This is a genomic window from Roseburia sp. AF42-8 (genome assembly GCF_003435965.1).
Lineage (GTDB): Bacteria > Bacillota > Clostridia > Lachnospirales > Lachnospiraceae > Roseburia_C > Roseburia_C amylophila.
The window spans coordinates 146,532-162,367 of the sequence record NZ_QTVB01000003.1 but is presented as its reverse complement, the minus strand read 5'-3'; the positions used below and the strand labels follow the sequence as shown (position 1 = coordinate 162,367).

Annotated in this window: 17 protein-coding genes and 1 pseudogene; all 18 read left to right on the top strand. The window is 40.6% G+C overall.

Annotated features, from left to right (window positions below; all coding sequences use genetic code 11):
- Positions 1 to 482 precede the first annotated feature (482 nt).
- The 18 genes and pseudogenes from DW059_RS02590 (at position 483) to cbiB (ending at position 15,807) form a co-directional block, all read left to right on the top strand.
- The gene (locus tag DW059_RS02590; RefSeq protein WP_117697415.1) at positions 483 to 1,064 is read left to right on the top strand and encodes a TetR/AcrR family transcriptional regulator; all 582 of its coding nucleotides are present in this window, start codon (positions 483 to 485) and stop codon (positions 1,062 to 1,064) included.
- A complete protein-coding gene (locus DW059_RS02585) occupies positions 1,036 to 1,707 on the top strand; it encodes a GNAT family N-acetyltransferase (RefSeq protein ID WP_330408230.1) in 672 nt (223 codons plus the stop codon). The genes DW059_RS02590 and DW059_RS02585 overlap by 29 nt, the downstream gene beginning before the upstream one ends.
- Before the next feature lie 87 nt (positions 1,708 to 1,794).
- Positions 1,795 to 2,508, top strand: coding sequence for a lantibiotic protection ABC transporter ATP-binding protein (locus DW059_RS02580; protein ID WP_117697413.1), 714 nt, complete (start codon positions 1,795 to 1,797; stop codon positions 2,506 to 2,508).
- Positions 2,501 to 3,232 carry a lantibiotic immunity ABC transporter MutE/EpiE family permease subunit gene (locus tag DW059_RS02575; RefSeq protein WP_117697411.1) on the top strand — a complete coding sequence of 244 codons (732 nt, stop codon included), beginning with the start codon at positions 2,501 to 2,503 and terminating at the stop codon, positions 3,230 to 3,232. Before DW059_RS02580 ends, DW059_RS02575 begins: the two co-directional genes overlap by 8 nt.
- A 1-nt stretch (position 3,233) precedes the next feature.
- Positions 3,234 to 3,974 carry a lantibiotic immunity ABC transporter MutG family permease subunit gene (locus DW059_RS02570; protein WP_117697409.1) on the top strand — a complete coding sequence of 247 codons (741 nt, stop codon included), beginning with the start codon at positions 3,234 to 3,236 and terminating at the stop codon, positions 3,972 to 3,974.
- A 14-nt stretch (positions 3,975 to 3,988) separates the two neighbouring features.
- Positions 3,989 to 4,651: a response regulator transcription factor gene (locus tag DW059_RS02565; RefSeq protein ID WP_055168476.1), complete on the top strand. Its 663-nt coding sequence runs from the start codon at positions 3,989 to 3,991 to the stop codon at positions 4,649 to 4,651.
- Positions 4,639 to 6,014 (top strand): annotated as a pseudogene (locus DW059_RS02560) (sensor histidine kinase). The gene DW059_RS02565 and the pseudogene DW059_RS02560 overlap by 13 nt, the downstream one beginning before the upstream one ends.
- A 267-nt stretch (positions 6,015 to 6,281) precedes the next feature.
- Complete coding sequence (locus DW059_RS02555) at positions 6,282 to 6,599, top strand: nucleoside triphosphate pyrophosphohydrolase (RefSeq protein WP_117697407.1); 318 nt, start codon at positions 6,282 to 6,284, stop codon at positions 6,597 to 6,599.
- A 140-nt stretch (positions 6,600 to 6,739) separates the two neighbouring features.
- Positions 6,740 to 7,522 (top strand): arginase family protein, encoded by a 783-nt coding sequence (locus DW059_RS02550; protein ID WP_117697405.1) that lies wholly within the window; start codon positions 6,740 to 6,742, stop codon positions 7,520 to 7,522.
- 221 nt (positions 7,523 to 7,743) lie between these two features.
- Positions 7,744 to 8,859: a Fic family protein gene (locus tag DW059_RS02545; protein ID WP_117697403.1), complete on the top strand. Its 1,116-nt coding sequence runs from the start codon at positions 7,744 to 7,746 to the stop codon at positions 8,857 to 8,859.
- 293 nt (positions 8,860 to 9,152) lie between these two features.
- Positions 9,153 to 9,536, top strand: coding sequence for a hypothetical protein (locus DW059_RS02540; RefSeq protein WP_117697401.1), 384 nt, complete (start codon positions 9,153 to 9,155; stop codon positions 9,534 to 9,536).
- Between the two features lie 34 nt (positions 9,537 to 9,570).
- On the top strand, positions 9,571 to 11,136 hold the full coding sequence (locus DW059_RS02535; protein ID WP_117697399.1) for a cobyric acid synthase: 1,566 nt from the start codon (positions 9,571 to 9,573) through the stop codon (positions 11,134 to 11,136).
- Entirely contained in the window at positions 11,114 to 12,178 is a 1,065-nt protein-coding gene (cobT, locus tag DW059_RS02530) for a nicotinate-nucleotide--dimethylbenzimidazole phosphoribosyltransferase (RefSeq protein WP_242986062.1), read from the top strand. The genes DW059_RS02535 and cobT overlap by 23 nt, the downstream gene beginning before the upstream one ends.
- The gene (locus tag DW059_RS02525; protein ID WP_117697395.1) at positions 12,175 to 12,777 is read left to right on the top strand and encodes a bifunctional adenosylcobinamide kinase/adenosylcobinamide-phosphate guanylyltransferase; all 603 of its coding nucleotides are present in this window, start codon (positions 12,175 to 12,177) and stop codon (positions 12,775 to 12,777) included. Before cobT ends, DW059_RS02525 begins: the two co-directional genes overlap by 4 nt.
- Before the next feature lie 16 nt (positions 12,778 to 12,793).
- A complete protein-coding gene (locus tag DW059_RS02520) occupies positions 12,794 to 13,579 on the top strand; it encodes an adenosylcobinamide-GDP ribazoletransferase (RefSeq protein WP_117697443.1) in 786 nt (261 codons plus the stop codon).
- 121 nt (positions 13,580 to 13,700) lie between these two features.
- Positions 13,701 to 14,105: a bifunctional adenosylcobinamide kinase/adenosylcobinamide-phosphate guanylyltransferase gene (locus DW059_RS02515; RefSeq protein ID WP_117697393.1), complete on the top strand. Its 405-nt coding sequence runs from the start codon at positions 13,701 to 13,703 to the stop codon at positions 14,103 to 14,105.
- Positions 14,078 to 14,842: a histidine phosphatase family protein gene (locus DW059_RS02510; RefSeq protein WP_117697391.1), complete on the top strand. Its 765-nt coding sequence runs from the start codon at positions 14,078 to 14,080 to the stop codon at positions 14,840 to 14,842. Before DW059_RS02515 ends, DW059_RS02510 begins: the two co-directional genes overlap by 28 nt.
- Positions 14,839 to 15,807: an adenosylcobinamide-phosphate synthase CbiB gene (gene cbiB / locus DW059_RS02505; protein ID WP_117697389.1), complete on the top strand. Its 969-nt coding sequence runs from the start codon at positions 14,839 to 14,841 to the stop codon at positions 15,805 to 15,807. The genes DW059_RS02510 and cbiB overlap by 4 nt, the downstream gene beginning before the upstream one ends.
- The last annotated feature ends 29 nt before the right edge of the window (positions 15,808 to 15,836 follow it).

The following is a 15,836-nucleotide window of genomic DNA, read 5'->3' as shown; positions in this document are numbered from 1 at the left end:
TTATACCTATATTGGGTGCAATGCTTATTAGTATTGCGGCTATGGTAGCGTATGTAGTAGGTATTGAACCCAAATACCGCAAAAAGAAATAAATGGAAACTTTCAGTTTTCAGATGACGATTTTTAAAGGATTTAATAACTGTTATATCTTGTTATAAAAATCTCGTCGCCCCCTTGAAAATACTAAACTTTTCACTGGTATCCTTTCCATTACATCTTGTATCGTGTTATATCGTTTTCCCCTTGTTTATGAGTCCTCCTAAGGGAAAGAATGAGCTGGATGAGCGACCGATTATTGATATTTATCGGAAGATAGAGGAAGATGGTTATATGGAGATTGACATCTGTTTCCCATTAAAGACAAAATTATCATAAAAAAGTTATGTAAAAATGTGTAGAGATATCTGACTTGACAAATAAACGGCCGTTTACTACAAACAAAATGTAAACGGTCGTTTATTTTATGAACAGGAGGTTTGGGTATGTCAAAAACTACAAAGGAAGATATATTGATTGTTGCATTACATTTATTTGCGAGAGATGGATATGAAGCAGTTTCTGTCAGTCAGATTGCGGGGGAGCTTGGCATGACAAAAGGTGCATTGTATAGGCATTATGAGAGTAAGAGAGATATTTTTGAACATATTGTAAAAAAGATGGAGCAGGGGGATGGCGAACAGGCAGGAGAATATGATATGCCTGTTGATAAAAAGGAAAATGAACCTGAACAGTATGAAGAGATTTCTACGGACAATTTCGTGGAATACAGTAAATCTATGTTTTCGTATTGGACAGAAAATGATTTTGCATCGTCATTTCGAAAGATGCTTACGTTAGAGCAGTTTCGGAATGAGGAGATGCAGGCTTTGTATCAGCAGTATCTTGTGTCCGGTCCGGCAGAATATGTGAAGGATTTATTCAAGAGCATGAAGATAGTGGATGCAGATAAAAAAGCAACCATGTTTTATTCCATCATGTTTTTCTACTATAGTCTGTATGATGGAGCAAAGGATAAAACAAGAATAAAAGAGCGGTTTGAAAAAAGTATTAGCAGCATTATATAAAGAAGTGGAGAAAAAGAAAATGAAGGAAAATATTATCATTCGATTGGAAAGAGAAAATGAATACCATGAGGTAGAAAATCTGGTAAGGGAGAGTTTCTGGAATGTGTATCGACCAGGCTGTCTGGAGCATTATGTACTCCACAAACTTCGCAATGATCCCGCATTTGTTCCGGAACTGGATTTTGTCATGACATTAGATGGACAGTTAATTGGACAGAACATGTTTATGAAGGCTGTGATTGCAGCCGATGATGGCAGAAGTATTCCCATTATGACTATGGGACCGATCTGTATTGCACCGAAGCTTAAAAGGAAGGGTTATGGAAAGATTTTACTGGATTATTCTTTAGAAAAAGCAAAAGAGCTTGGATGCGGAGCACTATGTTTTGAAGGAAATATTGATTTTTATGGAAAAAGCGGATTCAGACAGGCGAGTGAGTTTGGCATCCGCTATCATGGATTGCCGGAAGGCGAGGATGCATCTTTTTTTCTGTGCGAAGAACTGATACCGGGATATCTTAATGGAATTACAGGAGAGTATGCACCTCCGGCAGGGTATCTGGTAAATGAAAAGGAAGCGGAGGCATTTGATAGAGAGTTCCCGTATATGGAGAAGGAAAAACTTCCGGGACAGATTTTCTAAAATGTAGCAAACTTCATCAAATCTTTATTTTTCCCTGATAGATTATATTTCAGTAAGAAATAAAATATAGAAGGAAGGATAGAAAAGATGGAAATGATGTTGCAGACACAAAATCTATGTAAATATTTTAAAAAGCAGAAAGCGGTAAATAATGTTTCACTCAATATAGAAAAAGGACAGATTTATGGACTGCTTGGACCGAATGGCGCTGGTAAATCTACCACGTTGAAAATGTTGACCGGTATGATGAAACCCACTGCAGGAAAGATTTACTTTGATGGAAAACTTTGGGATAGGAAAGATTTATCAAAAATAGGAGCGTTAATTGAGAATCCGCCTATTTATGAAAATCTTTCCGCCAGAGAGAATTTGAAGGTAAGACAATTATTGCTTGGTACAGATGAAAACAGAATTGATGCGGTCTTGCAGATTGTATCACTTACAAACACCGGAAAGAAGAAAGCAGGACAGTTTTCTTTGGGAATGAAGCAAAGACTAGGCATTGCAATGGCATTGCTTGGAGAACCGGAACTTTTGATATTGGATGAACCTACGAATGGATTAGATCCAATAGGAATCGAGGAATTACGAGAACTGATTCGATCTTTTCCGGAACAGGGAATCACTGTAATTCTCTCCAGTCATATTCTCTCAGAGGTACAGTTACTTGCAGATAAAGTCGGGATTATTTCAGGTGGAATCTTAGGATACGAAGGAGCATTAAAGCAGGGAGATAATCTTGAAGATTTGTTTATGAATGTGGTAAGAAAAAACCAGAAAGCAGGTGAAATCCATGGTTAATATTATAAAAGCAGAACATCAAAAAGCCAAAAGAACCATGCGAAAAAAGTTTATCTGGGGATTTCCTCTTCTTACATTTGTCATGGCATTTATATTTACTCTTGGGATGACAAATGCTTATGCAGAAAGTGTTTGGAACTGGTGGTATACACTTTTGCTGCCGGGGATGATTGCTCTATTTTGTTATCTTTCTGTAGCGCAGGAGAAAAAGATAAAATACTATCATTTAACGACTATTCCAACAGACAGAAGAAAATTGTTGCTGGGGAAAATTATTTATATTGGGTACATGATTTTGTTTTCTAATGTGATTGTGTTTGCAGGAGCAACGCTTGGAGGCTTTCTTCTAACGACACATGTTCCAGTTGGAGGAGCGTTGATTGCAGTATTGTTTCTGACGATTTCTGAGTTATGGGAGATTCCGGTAGCTTTATTTTTAAGTGAACGATTTGGAATGATTGTAAACCTGTTCGTCTGCCTATTTATTACCGTCAGCGGTGTGGTAATATCACAAACCAGAATCTGGTATGTACTTGTTTCTGCAATCCCTATGCGAATGATGTGCCCGTTGCTTCATGTTTTACCAAATGGACTTGCCGCAGAAGCAGGGAATCCTCTTTTGGATACGGGAGTCATTGTTCCGGGAATGTGTCTCTCAATCATCTGGTTTGTTTTTGTAACGGTTCTGTTTTTGAAATGGTTTGAGAGAAGAGAGGTGAGATAGGATGCTTGGAAGATCTCTGAATGCAGACTTGCGAAAGATGAAAGGAACATCTGTGATTCTGGCACACGTACTGATTCCGATTCTAACCAGCGTTATATTTTTAGTGTATTACCTTTTTTCACCATGGAATGAAAATATGAAAGTGATTGCATTTTATCAGGCAATAGGAGCAGGACTTCCAGTACTTGTTGGAATTTTTACAGCAAGTGTGATGGAACAGGAACAAAATGCAGGTGATTTTCAAAATCTGTTGTCTTTACCGGATAAACCTGCAGCATTTTTATCGAAACTGTTGATGCTACTGGTTTTGTGTCTGTGCTCTATCCTATTGACAGCAATCATATTCGGAATTGGATTTGGAAGAATCGCATCAAGCGATATCGAAATCATGAAAGGATGTATATTTGCAGCATTGCTGCTGTGGGGAAGCAGTGTTCCACTTTATCTGTGGCAGCTGATTCTGGCTTTTCAGTTTGGAAAAGGGGTATCCATTGGAGCAGGGATTATATCAGGACTAATTAGTGCATTGATGCTTACCGGACTTGGAGATTATGTGTGGAAATATGTATTTGTCTGCTGGACGGGTAGAGTACCATATACTTATCTGCAATCTGTATTGGGAGAAACTAGTGTAGGTGAATGGTTGTCATTCATACCAGGTTGCTTAATATTTACAGGGATTAGTATGGTATACTATTTTTGGTGGGTAAACCACTGGGAAGGAAACAGAATATTGGAATAGAATCGAGGAAAACTATGGCAAAAATACTGGCAGTTGATGATGAACCGGCAATTCTGGAAATGATAGAAAGCATTTTGAATAAGGATGGACATCTGGTTACCAAAGTAAGTAATCCACTAAAAATTAATATGGAAGAATTACATCGTTATGACCTGATTTTACTGGACATTATGATGCCTGGAATTGATGGCTTCGAATTATGCAAAAGAATCAGGGCACTTGTGGATTGTCCGATTTTGTTTCTTACGGCAAAAACGGAGGAAAACAGTCTGGTAAACGGACTTTCTTTAGGAGCAGATGATTATATTTCAAAGCCATTTGGAGTGATGGAACTTCGGGCAAGGATCAATGCACATCTTAGAAGAGAGCACAGGGAACATTCTGTCCGGATGGTTTTAGGGAGAGTCTGCATTCAGATGTCTCAAAAGAAACTGTTGATGGATGATAAGGAACTTCCTCTTACGAAAGCGGAGTACGAAATTTGTGAATTCCTGGCTAAAAACAGAGGACAGGTTTTCTCAAAGGAACAGATATTGGAAGCGGTCTTTGGCTTTGACAATGAGAGTAATGACAGTACTATAATCACGCATATCAAAAATATAAGAGCAAAATTTGCGGATTATGATTATACACCGATAAAAACAGTCTGGGGGATTGGATATAAATGGGAAGAGTAAAGAGAAGCAATGCACTCAGCTGGATTTTTATGAGATATGTACTGGTCATGCTTGGATCATTAGTAGGTTTGGTGATTGTTGCTTGGCTGCTGCTGTACCTTTTGATTAGTGTGGGCTGTATCTATCCGGCGAATTATGCAGAGCAAAAGATTAATGAAGCATATGATACGATTTTACATGCGGATAAAGTAACTGCTGAGATGATTCCTGCACTTTGCGATTATGTAATCTTTTCAGAGAATGGAGAGAAAATAGGTGGAGATCTGTCAGAACAATACGAACAGATAGCATGGAATGTTGCAAAGTACGGAAACGCATCCGGAAAATATTTTTATAAAGTAATTGTAAGGGAAAATGAATATGTTGTATTGCAATATCGCCTGACACCTCAATATCATTCAGCTTTTTTGAGGGAGCATTTTATAGGACCACAGAATGTGATGAGTATTATGTCTGTGATTGGAGCGGTAGCGATTATCATCATTCCGTCCATACGTTTTGGAAAAAGAATCAAAAAGCAGATGCAGCCTGTATTAGATGCAATCGGACAAATAAAGGATCAAAATCTGGAATATGAGGCATCTCATTCCGGTATCAAAGAGTTTGATGACTGTTTATCGGCAATCGATGATATGCGGGATGCACTCCGTGAATCCTTAGAAAAGCAGTGGAAAACAGAGCAGGAAAAGAAACAGCAGATGTCTGCTTTGGCGCATGATATTAAAACACCTCTTACGATTGTACGGGGAAATGCAGAACTACTTTCAGAGACTGAACTGACCACAGAACAGAAGAATAATATCACTTATGTTTTGAACGGCACAACACAGATACAAAGTTATGTAAAACAGTTGATAGATGTCACAAAATCATGGAATTGCAGTGATGTTACCTATACAACGGTGAGGTTAGAAGATTTTTTCGCAGATATAAAGGAACAGGCACTCGGACTGGTAGAAATCTATCACCAGAAGATAGATTGGAAGGCGGAACAAAGTGATAAAAAGGTAACGATTGCTTATGATCCAATGTTCCGAGCCGTAATGAATGTGATTCAGAATGCAGTGGAGCATACAAAAGAAAATGGAATCATTTATATTGACGCAAAGGAGCAGGATGGCCGGCTGACATTCATTGTGGAGGATAGCGGATCAGGATTTACAAAAGAAGCATTATTGCATGGCACAGAGCAGTTTTTTATGGATGACACAAGTAGAAATGGCGAAGCCCATTATGGGATGGGACTATTTTTGCAAAAACTGTGGCTGAAAAATATGGTGGAGGTATTAAACTTTCAAATTCTGAAAATACAGGTGGGGCGAGGGTAGAAATATTTTTCCTGAGTAGTCAAGAAATAAGCTAAATAGACCGCAATTAAGCTATGTAAAATAAATTTTACATGCTTTTATCTAATATGTAAAAGCCTTTTGATAGACATTACTACTACGTTTGCTGTAATCTCATGGAAGAAGGAGGCATACAGAATTATGATAGCTGATAAAATTAAAAATGCTCGTACTATTCTTTATTACAGTAAAAATCTCCAATGTTATACGAAGTATAAGTTCGCCCACTGTACTAAAAACAAAGGAGGTAGTTAAATAAATATGTTGATGGAGGGGGTGATATAATGAAGGTATACAATAAGCTAGTACGAGATAAAATACCTGAAATAATTAAGGCAGATGGGAAGGAATGCAAAACGCGCATTTTATCAAAAGATGAGTATATAGCTGCACTTGAAACCAAGTTAAATGAAGAGGTTGCTGAGTATCAAGAATATAAAAATCTTGAAGAAATGGCTGATGTTCTGGAAGTGCTTCAGGCAATTTGTTTGGCGAGAGGATATAGTTTGGATGAGCTCGAGGCAATGAGAATTAAAAAGGCTAAGGAACGTGGTGGATTTAAAGATAAAATATTTTTGGAATATGTGGCGGAGAAAAGGTAGATAGCAGAATGCATTGAATTTATCACAAGGATAAAAAATAATATAATCAAATTTAAGAAAATAGTTGATAGAATATGCTATTAAAGATATTTTGGGTAGGGTATTTTTGGAAAAACATCAAGACTAAGAAAGGCACAACAATGACAACCAATCATCTGATTTTAGATTTTTCGCATGTATATTGCGATGAAAACATACCAAAGAATACCGGCATCCACTGGCTGGACTGCTCTGAAATTGAAGAGTGTGATTTGTATTGTTCCAGACAGGCGGAAGAGAAAATCAGAGAAAAAATCAAGCCATATGGAATTCATGGAATCCATTTTCTGGATTCCGGAAATTATCATTATGTGACAGAAATTATGACAAGCCAGATTCAAAAGGAATTCCAGCTTGTTGTATTTGACCATCATACGGACATGCAAAAGCCGATGATTGAGCACATGACAAGCTGCGGAGACTGGGCAGAAAAGGTGTTAGAGACGAATCCATGGTTGCAGCAACTGATATTAATCGGACCGCAGGCGAAGGATATAGAGCAGCTTTATCGGGAAAAAGATGGCTTGATGAATCGTAAGGAAATATCAGAAAAACTCCTTACTTTTTCCGCAGAAGAAATTCATACCGGAGAAGACAAAAATAAGATTTCCAAAATGAAAAAGAATCTGCCGGTTTATATATCCATAGACAAAGACATCTTGGATAAACAATATACGGAGACTAACTGGAGTCAGGGGAACATGTCACTTCCGATGCTGGAGCGATTGCTGTCGCATTTTCTGGAAAATGGAAATATACTTGGCATTGATATCTGCGGAGAATGCCAGCAGGGAATTCCACTGCCTGAATATTTGCAGGCAGAAGAACTGAATGAAGAAACGAATCAGAAATTATTTGAGTTCCTGTCCCATTATATTTTATAACATTCCAAAGCAGAAAATAGGATATCCCCACAAGCTCTCCAAAGCTTTGTAAAATCTTGAAAAAGCTAATCTTCAGATATATAATGTTAAGAAAGTAAGAGCAATGAAGGAAGAGTATAAGATATTTGATGAGTACAGATTGCATAAAATGTTTTCTAAAATCAAGTTGTTTTCTGAATAAAGAACTTTGACTAGAATAACTATGAAGCGAGGTAGTGGATATGGAAAAAGACCCGTTTAAGGAATATTTGAGGGAGTCTGAACCGGATAAAGCTCATAAAGGATATGCTTGGAGTACGGCAATTGGACTTCAGGCAGTGGACGGACTCAAACCATCTAAATATCTGATTGATACCGCCATTCAGAACATTGAAGGTAAAATCACGATGAAAGAAGCACAGAGTCTTATTGACAGCTATTATGAAGAAAGACCAGTGCATTTGTCCGATGATGAGCGTACCGAAGAAGCAGATAAGGTTTCGTCCCGTATCGCAGAAATTCTTTCGGAAACAGCGTTTTCATTTTCACCAAACGAGTATATCTCTATCCACCGTAAACTCTTTCAGGGTATTTATAAACACGCCGGAAAGATTAGAGATTACAACATCACAAAGAAAGAATGGGTGCTTGATGGAGCAACTGTTATGTACGGTAGTGCTTCAGAACTGAGAGCTACACTTGAATATGATTTTTCGAAGGAGAAGGATTTTAGTTATAAAGGGCTTTCAATGGACGAGATTATTCATCATCTTGCGGTATTCATTTCAGGGTTATGGCAAATCCATATCTTCGGGGAAGGCAATACGAGAACAACGGCAGTGTTTTTCATCAAATATTTAAGGACGCTTGGGTTCTCTGCAACCAATGATATTTTTGCAGAAAATGCGTGGTATTTCAGAAATGCACTTGTCCGTGCAAACTATACAAACCTGCAAAAAGGTATTCACGAAACAACAGAGTATTTGGAAGCATTTCTCAGAAATTTGCTTTTGAACGAGGAAAATGAGCTTCATAATCGAAATCTTCATATAAGTGGACTTTTGAACAAAGAAAAAGTGGACATTGGGGATGTAAAAGTGGATATTGAGGATATAAAAGTGGATATTGAAAGTGTACTTTCCGAAAAAAGTAGTGATTTCTTGGTAAAAACGACGATTCATATCCATAGACTTTTTGAGAAGTTTGGCTTTGATGAGGTGTTTGGAAGAAGTGCAGTTATGGAACTTCTTGAACTGAAAGGTTCAGGTGCTTCAAAACTTCTTTCCAATTTGGTGCAGGCAGATATTATTGAACCAGTGTCCGGTCACGGAAAAGGAAAATATAAATTCAAGAAGTAATGTATATCTTGTCTGAAGTTTTATAAGTTTTTTCTTGAAATTGTCGACACAGCGTGTAGACAATCCGATGTTTTATTTTCAGCAGAAGAAAAGAGAGAAAAGGAACATAATAGAAATTGTGTTGATGATAGAATCCAGAAATAAAAAAAGACAGCCACTTTTGGGGGTCGGTACAGTCGCCTCAATTGAGACTGTCTTATTTTTGACTAAATCAAAAGGGAAAGTATCTTTTCTAAAAACAAGGAATGTTATACAATATATCTGTTAAGATAAAAATATGCGGAGGATGTCCAATGTATACAACATACAAAGAGTACTTAAAACAGGAGACGTCACTGCCCTTTGAAGAAGCCATGCAGATCTGGAACCAGATTGCAGAGCGGGGGGAAGCGGATGCAGCCTGCAGGGAACTCATAGACCGTTTTTTGAAATGTGCAGTAGACTATGTGCGAATCAGAAACGGATGGAACCAGAAATCGCTGGCAGAGAAAGGACAGGAAGATGCGGAGCGCACCCGCTGTCATAATCTTGTGATCAGTGCGAAAAACAAACTGTCCGTTTATATGTATGAGCATAAGCTGGGCAATGACTGGGATGATTGGTTAGGGGAAGAGCGAAAACGAATCGGAGACTTCGCATGTTATGTGGTACTGCTTCAGGGACTGGAAGCAAGATAGTATAGAAAACAAAAGAAATCGAGGAACTTATCACATGGCAAAAGTGATTATGATACAGGGAACAATGTCGAATGCCGGAAAAAGCCTGATTACAGCAGGCTTATGCCGTATCTTTCATCAGGATGGATACCGCGTGGCGCCTTTTAAGTCGCAGAATATGGCATTGAATTCCTATATTACAGCAGAAGGGCTTGAAATGGGACGGGCACAGGTTATGCAGGCAGAGGCAGCTAGAATCGAGCCACAGGTCTGCATGAACCCGATTCTTTTAAAGCCTACAAATGATATTGGCTCCCAGGTGATTGTCAACGGTACGGTCATTGGCAATATGCCGGCGCGGGAATATTTTAACTATAAGAAAAAGCTTGTCCCGGATATATTAAAGGCATTTCAAAAACTGGAAGAGCAGGCGGATATTATTGTAATAGAAGGAGCCGGAAGTCCGGCAGAAATTAATCTCAAGGAAAATGACATTGTAAATATGGGCATGGCGGAGATGGTAAATGCACCGGTTCTTCTGGCAGGAGATATTGACCGGGGCGGTGTGTTTGCACAGCTTTTAGGAACGCTGATGCTTTTAGAAGAGCAGGAAAAATCCCGTGTAAAAGGTTTAATCATCAACAAATTCCGCGGAGACGTATCCATATTGGAACCGGGTATTCAGATGTTAGAGGAAAAAGGCGGCATTCCGGTCTGCGGAGTGGTGCCTTATATGAAGGTACAGCTTGAGGATGAAGACAGCCTGACCGGAAAATTCAAGCATCGGAAAGAGGCATTGATAGATCTGGCAGTTATCCGTTATCCGAGAATATCTAATTTTACGGATTTTGATGTTTTCGAGCATATGGAAGGCGTATCGGTGCGCTATGTGACTTCGGTGCAGGAAATCCATCATCCGGATGCCATTATTCTGCCGGGCAGTAAGAATACAATGGGTGACCTGAAATGGATGCGCGAAAATGGCATGGAAGCTATGATAAAGAAACTCTCCGCAGAAACTCCGGTCATTGGAATCTGCGGCGGTTACCAGATGCTGGGAGAAAGTCTCGAAGACCCTTATTCGGTAGAGGAAGGCGGCAGCTTACGGGGCATGGAGCTATTGCCACTTAAGACCGTGATGAGCCGGGAAAAGGTACGCCGTCAGGTAACGGGAACCATAGGCTCTCTCACCGGCACATTAGCTTCTCTTTCCGGCAAAGAATACAAAGGTTATGAGATTCATATGGGACATACCAGAAGAATCCGAGAGCCAGAGCGGATCCATGCGCCAGAGCAGACACAGGCGCAAGCTCATAATCATACACAGGTTCATGAACAGGAGAAATTCTGTATACAGGATGCAGTCGTTGTACAGAGGGAAAATGTCTACGGAACGTATGTCCATGGTATTTTTGATGAAGGAGATATCGCATCTGCTTTTATCCGGGCATTAGCGGAGAAAAAGGGAGTGCATTATGAAGATAATCAGGGCATGAATTATCAGCAGTATAAGGAGAGCCAGTACGATTTGCTGGCGGACACACTGCGGAAATATCTTGATATGGAAGCGGTTTATGGAATGCTGCAGGAGGCAGAATATGACAAAAGCAGAATTGGATAGCATAAAGATTTTGCCTTTAGATGACAGTTGGTATCGCAGGGTAAAAGAGAAGCTGGATGGAATCGCCAAACCCCTGGATGGACTTGGAAAGTTTGAACATTTGATTGCACAGATTGGAGCCATAGAGAAGACGACCAAAATATCAATTCAGAAAAAAGCAGTTCTTGTTATGTGTGCAGACAATGGCGTGGTGGAAGAGCAGGTCAGCCAGAGTGGAAAAGAAGTAACGCTTGCAGTGGCAAAAGCCATGGGAGTAAATAATTCTTCTGTAGGAAAAATGGCAGCAGTGGCAGGCGTGGATGTAATTCCGGTGGACATTGGAATTGATACAGACGAAGTGATTCCCGGAGTATTGCCACGAAAAGTTGTAAAGGGAACGAAAAACTTCGCAAAGGAACCTGCGATGACAGAAGAAGAGGTCTTAAAGGCAATAGAAACCGGAGTACAACTGGTGCAGCAATGCCACAGAGAAGGGTATGAGATACTTGCCACAGGAGAGATGGGAATCGGAAATACAACCACCAGCACAGCCGTTGCAGCAGCACTTTTGGATTTAGAGGTAGAGCAGGTGACCGGCAAAGGCGCCGGATTAACCGATGAGGCATTAAAAAGAAAATGCAGGGTAATTGAAGAAGCGATAGAAAAATATTCCCTTCGTGATGCGGATGCATTTACCATATTAAAGACGGTAGGTGGACTGGACATAGCCGGATTGACAGGCGTATTTATCGGAGCAGCAATCGAGCAGATACCGGTTGTCATCGATGGCGTCATCAGTGCCGTTGCGGCACTTTTGGCAGAGACTCTTTGCAAGGGTGCCGTAAATTATATGATACCATCCCATAAGAGCCGGGAACTGGCAGAGACAGCGATTATGAAAAAGCTGCATTTAGATCCGGTACTGGATGCGGATATGGCGCTGGGTGAGGGAACCGGTGCAGTGATGATGATGTCCCTGCTGGATGTGGCACTGGGCGTGTATTTGCAGGGAGCATCCTTTGCAAATTTTGAGATAGAACAGTACAAGAGGTATGAAGAATGATTGCATTGGTAATCGGCGGAAGCGGCAGCGGAAAATCCGCATATGCAGAACAAATGGCAGTGAAAGCCGCAGGCAACGGCAGCCTTTATTATGTAGCCACCATGCAGGTGTATGATGAAGAAGGAAAGAAAAAAGTAGAACGTCACCAGAAAATGCGGGCAGGAAAAGGCTTTCTTACGATAGAGCAGCCGAGAAGACTTAAAGAGGCAGCAAAGAAAGTGGCAACCGAAAAAGTGTCAGCAGGAAAAGTTGCAGCAGAAGGAGTGTCGGCCGGGAAAATAGTTTTGCTGGAATGTATGTCGAACCTCGTTGCCAACGAAATGTTTTCAGAAGAAAATCTGTCTGCTGTGATGGATGAAGCGAAAGTAAAGCAGCTTTCCCATGAAATTATAAGTGGAGTAACAGCATTGCAGGATTCCTGTGATATACTGATTATTGTCACGAATCAGATATTTGAAGACGGAATCCGTTATGATGCATCCACAATGGCTTATATCCGGTTGTTAGGAGATATAAACCGGCAGATTGCAGAGCGGGCAGAGCAGGTTATTGAAGTAGTAGCAGGGATTCCGATTTTTATAAAAAAGGATGGAATTTAAGAAAGAAGAGGAATACATGAAAATTATAAAAGGATTCGTTATTGCATTTTCTATATATTCAAAAATACCGGTGCCACAGTTTGACTGGAAGGAAGAAGATATGCAGTATCACCTCTGCTTCTTCCCATTGATTGGTCTTATCATTGGTGCATTGGAAGCCGGCTGGTTCTTTTTGGGAAATGCAGTCGGGATAAGCCATCTTTGCAAAACACTGATAGCGGTGGCAATTCCACTGCTTGTTACCGGTGGCTTTCATATGGATGGATTTATGGATACCATGGATGCATTTCATTCCTATCAGGATAAGGAGAAGAAGCTGGCAATTTTAAAAGACCCTCATATTGGCGCATTTTCCGTATTGATGCTGGTTTTGTATTATCTTATTTATGGAGCAGCATATGCGGAGCTTACGGAACTGTCTGCAATTCTTGTAGTGGGAATTGGCTTTGCGTTATCACGAAGCTTAAGCGGAATTGGTGTGGTAAGCCTGAAGGCAGCAAAAAAGGATGGTATGCTTGCTTATTTTGCAGACAGCGCCCAGAAAAAAAGAGTGCTGGCAGTCCTCATCATAGAGGCAGTTGTCTACAGTGGATGTATGATTTATGTAAACCTGTGGGCGGGGCTTGCGGCAGTAGTTGTGGCATTGCTCTGTTATGGATATTATGGCTGGAAAAGCCGGAAGGAATTTGGCGGAATCAATGGTGATACCGCAGGATATTTTGTGTCATTATGCGAAAATGCCATGGCAGTTGCAGTGGTAGTTGTTCTTCTCTTTACAGGAAATTGCTTTCCTGTAAAGTAAAAAACGCTCCGCGAGTATGCGAACTGCGGCGTATAAGGTAGATGCCGCAAGCGACCGCCACAGGCGCGAGAATGTGCCAAGGCACATTCTTTGTTTTATAGCAGGCTAGAAAGGAAAAATCATGGAATTATTTTTGGGCGGATGTTACCAGGGAAAAAAGGAATATGTGTTAAAGCTTCACCCGGAATGTAAAGGTCAGGTGATAGAGGGCGAAAACCTTCCTGCAGACTGGGATGGAATGATAAAAGAACTGCAGGAATTTGAGAATCCGGTCATCAACCATTTACACCTGTGGGTCCGGAAATGTCTTGAGCAGCAGACAGATGTGGAGCTGTTAGCTGATAAACTGCTGGAAACATATCCGGGACTTATTTTCATCTGTGATGAGATTGGAAACGGAATTGTACCGATGGATGCTCTGGAACGGGATTACAGGGAGCGGACCGGAAGACTACAGATACGGATTGCTGAGAAGGCAGAAAGGGTAGAACGCATTGTATGTGGAATCAGCCAGAGATTAAAATAAATTTAACGCTTATCCGTCATGGAAAGACCCCGTCAAATAAGGAACACCGGTATTTAGGTGTAACAGAAGAAGCCTTATCCGGGGAAGGCAGAAAGCAGTTGGAGATTCTCGCAGAAAAAGACATTTTAAGAAAGCCGTGGCTGCTTTTCATCAGTCCGATGCTGCGCTGTCAGGAGAGTGCTGGTATACTTTTTCCGGGAAAGAAAGCTTATCCGATAGAAGAATGGCGGGAGATGAATTTTGGTGCATATGAGGGAAAGAATTACGAAGATTTGAAAAATGATTCCTATTATCAGAAATGGATTGACAGCAATGGCACACTGCCTTTTCCGGAAGGCGAGAGCCAGCAGGAATATATAAAACGCTGCCATAGAGGACTTCTTACTGCAACAAAAATCATAGAGGAAAAGATTGTCAGAGAAGTAGCAGATACTGCAAAGACGTCATCAGCGAATGAGATAACAGAACTCCGGAAGCCTGAAAAACAGATAGCAGAAGGTCAGATGATAGAAAATCAAATAGCAGAAAATCAAATAGCAGAAAATCAGATGACAGAAAGTCAGCCCCGGAATATAACAGCAGTTGTACACGGCGGCACAATTATGGCACTGCTTCACATCCTTGCAGGCGGAAATTATTTTGATTATCAGGTGAAAAACGGAGGCGGCTACTGCTGTAAACTCAGACTTTGCGGGGAAGAATGGAAATTAGATTCCCTTGAGGAGATTACAATATGATTTATCACATGATTGCGTTCGGACTGGGATTTTGCCTGGACCTTCTTTTGGGAGATCCATACTGGCTGCCACATCCCATCCGGGTGATTGGAAATTTTATAGGGATATTGGAAAAAAGAATGAATAAAAAGGAGTGCAGTGAGAAATACCTTGTAAGAGCAGGCATTGGAATGGTTGCGCTTGTTTTGCTGACAGTTCTTATGGTGACCGCACTTCTTCTGATTCTTGCGTACCGGATTCATCCGGTGGCAGGTGTTATTTTGGAAATGATTATGACCTATCAGATTCTTGCTGCAAAATGCCTGAAAGTAGAAAGCATGAAGGTATATAATTGTTTAAAGGAGAATGACCTTATAGCGGCAAGACATGCTGTTTCCATGATTGTAGGCAGAGATACCGGGCGGCTGGATGAAACCGGAGTGGCAAAGGCTGCCATTGAAACGGTGGCAGAAAATACTTCGGATGGAGTCATTGCACCGATGCTATATACCGCACTTGGCGGACCGGTTCTGGGCTTTTTTTATAAGGCAGTCAATACGATGGATTCCATGGTAGGATATAAGAATGAACGTTATCTTCATTTTGGCAGAGCTGCCGCAAAATTCGATGATATCTGCAATTATATCCCATCCCGTATCAGTGCATACCTGATGATTGCAGGGACGTATTTCCTTGGAAAGGAATATAACAGGAAACATGCATATTACATTTATAAAAGGGACCGGTATCATCATGCCAGCCCGAACTCTGCCCAGACAGAGGCAGTTTGTGCAGGAGCACTGTCCATACAGCTTGCAGGGGATGCCTGGTATTTTGGCAGACTGGTGAAAAAGCCGTTTATCGGAGATGCACTGCGTCCGGTGGAATACGAGGACATCAGAAGAGCAAACCGGCTTTTGTATGCGACTGCATTTTTATGTGAAGGCATTTGCCTTTTGGTGATGGGATTGTTATTCTTTATATGATTGAAAGGATGAAAATTCAGGAAAGGAAC

Bases quoted from the DNA above. Each gene is read 5' to 3' on its own strand.
- DW059_RS02590 (WP_117697415.1), top strand. From the start codon at position 483: ATGTCAAAAACTACAAAGGAAGATATATTGATTGTTGCATTACATTTA.
- DW059_RS02580 (WP_117697413.1), top strand. From the start codon at position 1,795: ATGGAAATGATGTTGCAGACACAAAATCTATGTAAATATTTTAAAAAG.
- DW059_RS02575 (WP_117697411.1), top strand. From the start codon at position 2,501: ATGGTTAATATTATAAAAGCAGAACATCAAAAAGCCAAAAGAACCATG.
- DW059_RS02570 (WP_117697409.1), top strand. From the start codon at position 3,234: ATGCTTGGAAGATCTCTGAATGCAGACTTGCGAAAGATGAAAGGAACA.
- DW059_RS02565 (WP_055168476.1), top strand. From the start codon at position 3,989: ATGGCAAAAATACTGGCAGTTGATGATGAACCGGCAATTCTGGAAATG.
- DW059_RS02555 (WP_117697407.1), top strand. From the start codon at position 6,282: ATGAAGGTATACAATAAGCTAGTACGAGATAAAATACCTGAAATAATT.
- DW059_RS02550 (WP_117697405.1), top strand. From the start codon at position 6,740: ATGACAACCAATCATCTGATTTTAGATTTTTCGCATGTATATTGCGAT.
- DW059_RS02545 (WP_117697403.1), top strand. From the start codon at position 7,744: ATGGAAAAAGACCCGTTTAAGGAATATTTGAGGGAGTCTGAACCGGAT.
- DW059_RS02540 (WP_117697401.1), top strand. From the start codon at position 9,153: ATGTATACAACATACAAAGAGTACTTAAAACAGGAGACGTCACTGCCC.
- DW059_RS02535 (WP_117697399.1), top strand. From the start codon at position 9,571: ATGGCAAAAGTGATTATGATACAGGGAACAATGTCGAATGCCGGAAAA.
- cobT (WP_242986062.1), top strand. From the start codon at position 11,114: ATGACAAAAGCAGAATTGGATAGCATAAAGATTTTGCCTTTAGATGAC.
- DW059_RS02525 (WP_117697395.1), top strand. From the start codon at position 12,175: ATGATTGCATTGGTAATCGGCGGAAGCGGCAGCGGAAAATCCGCATAT.
- DW059_RS02520 (WP_117697443.1), top strand. From the start codon at position 12,794: ATGAAAATTATAAAAGGATTCGTTATTGCATTTTCTATATATTCAAAA.
- DW059_RS02515 (WP_117697393.1), top strand. From the start codon at position 13,701: ATGGAATTATTTTTGGGCGGATGTTACCAGGGAAAAAAGGAATATGTG.
- DW059_RS02510 (WP_117697391.1), top strand. From the start codon at position 14,078: ATGTGGAATCAGCCAGAGATTAAAATAAATTTAACGCTTATCCGTCAT.
- cbiB (WP_117697389.1), top strand. From the start codon at position 14,839: ATGATTTATCACATGATTGCGTTCGGACTGGGATTTTGCCTGGACCTT.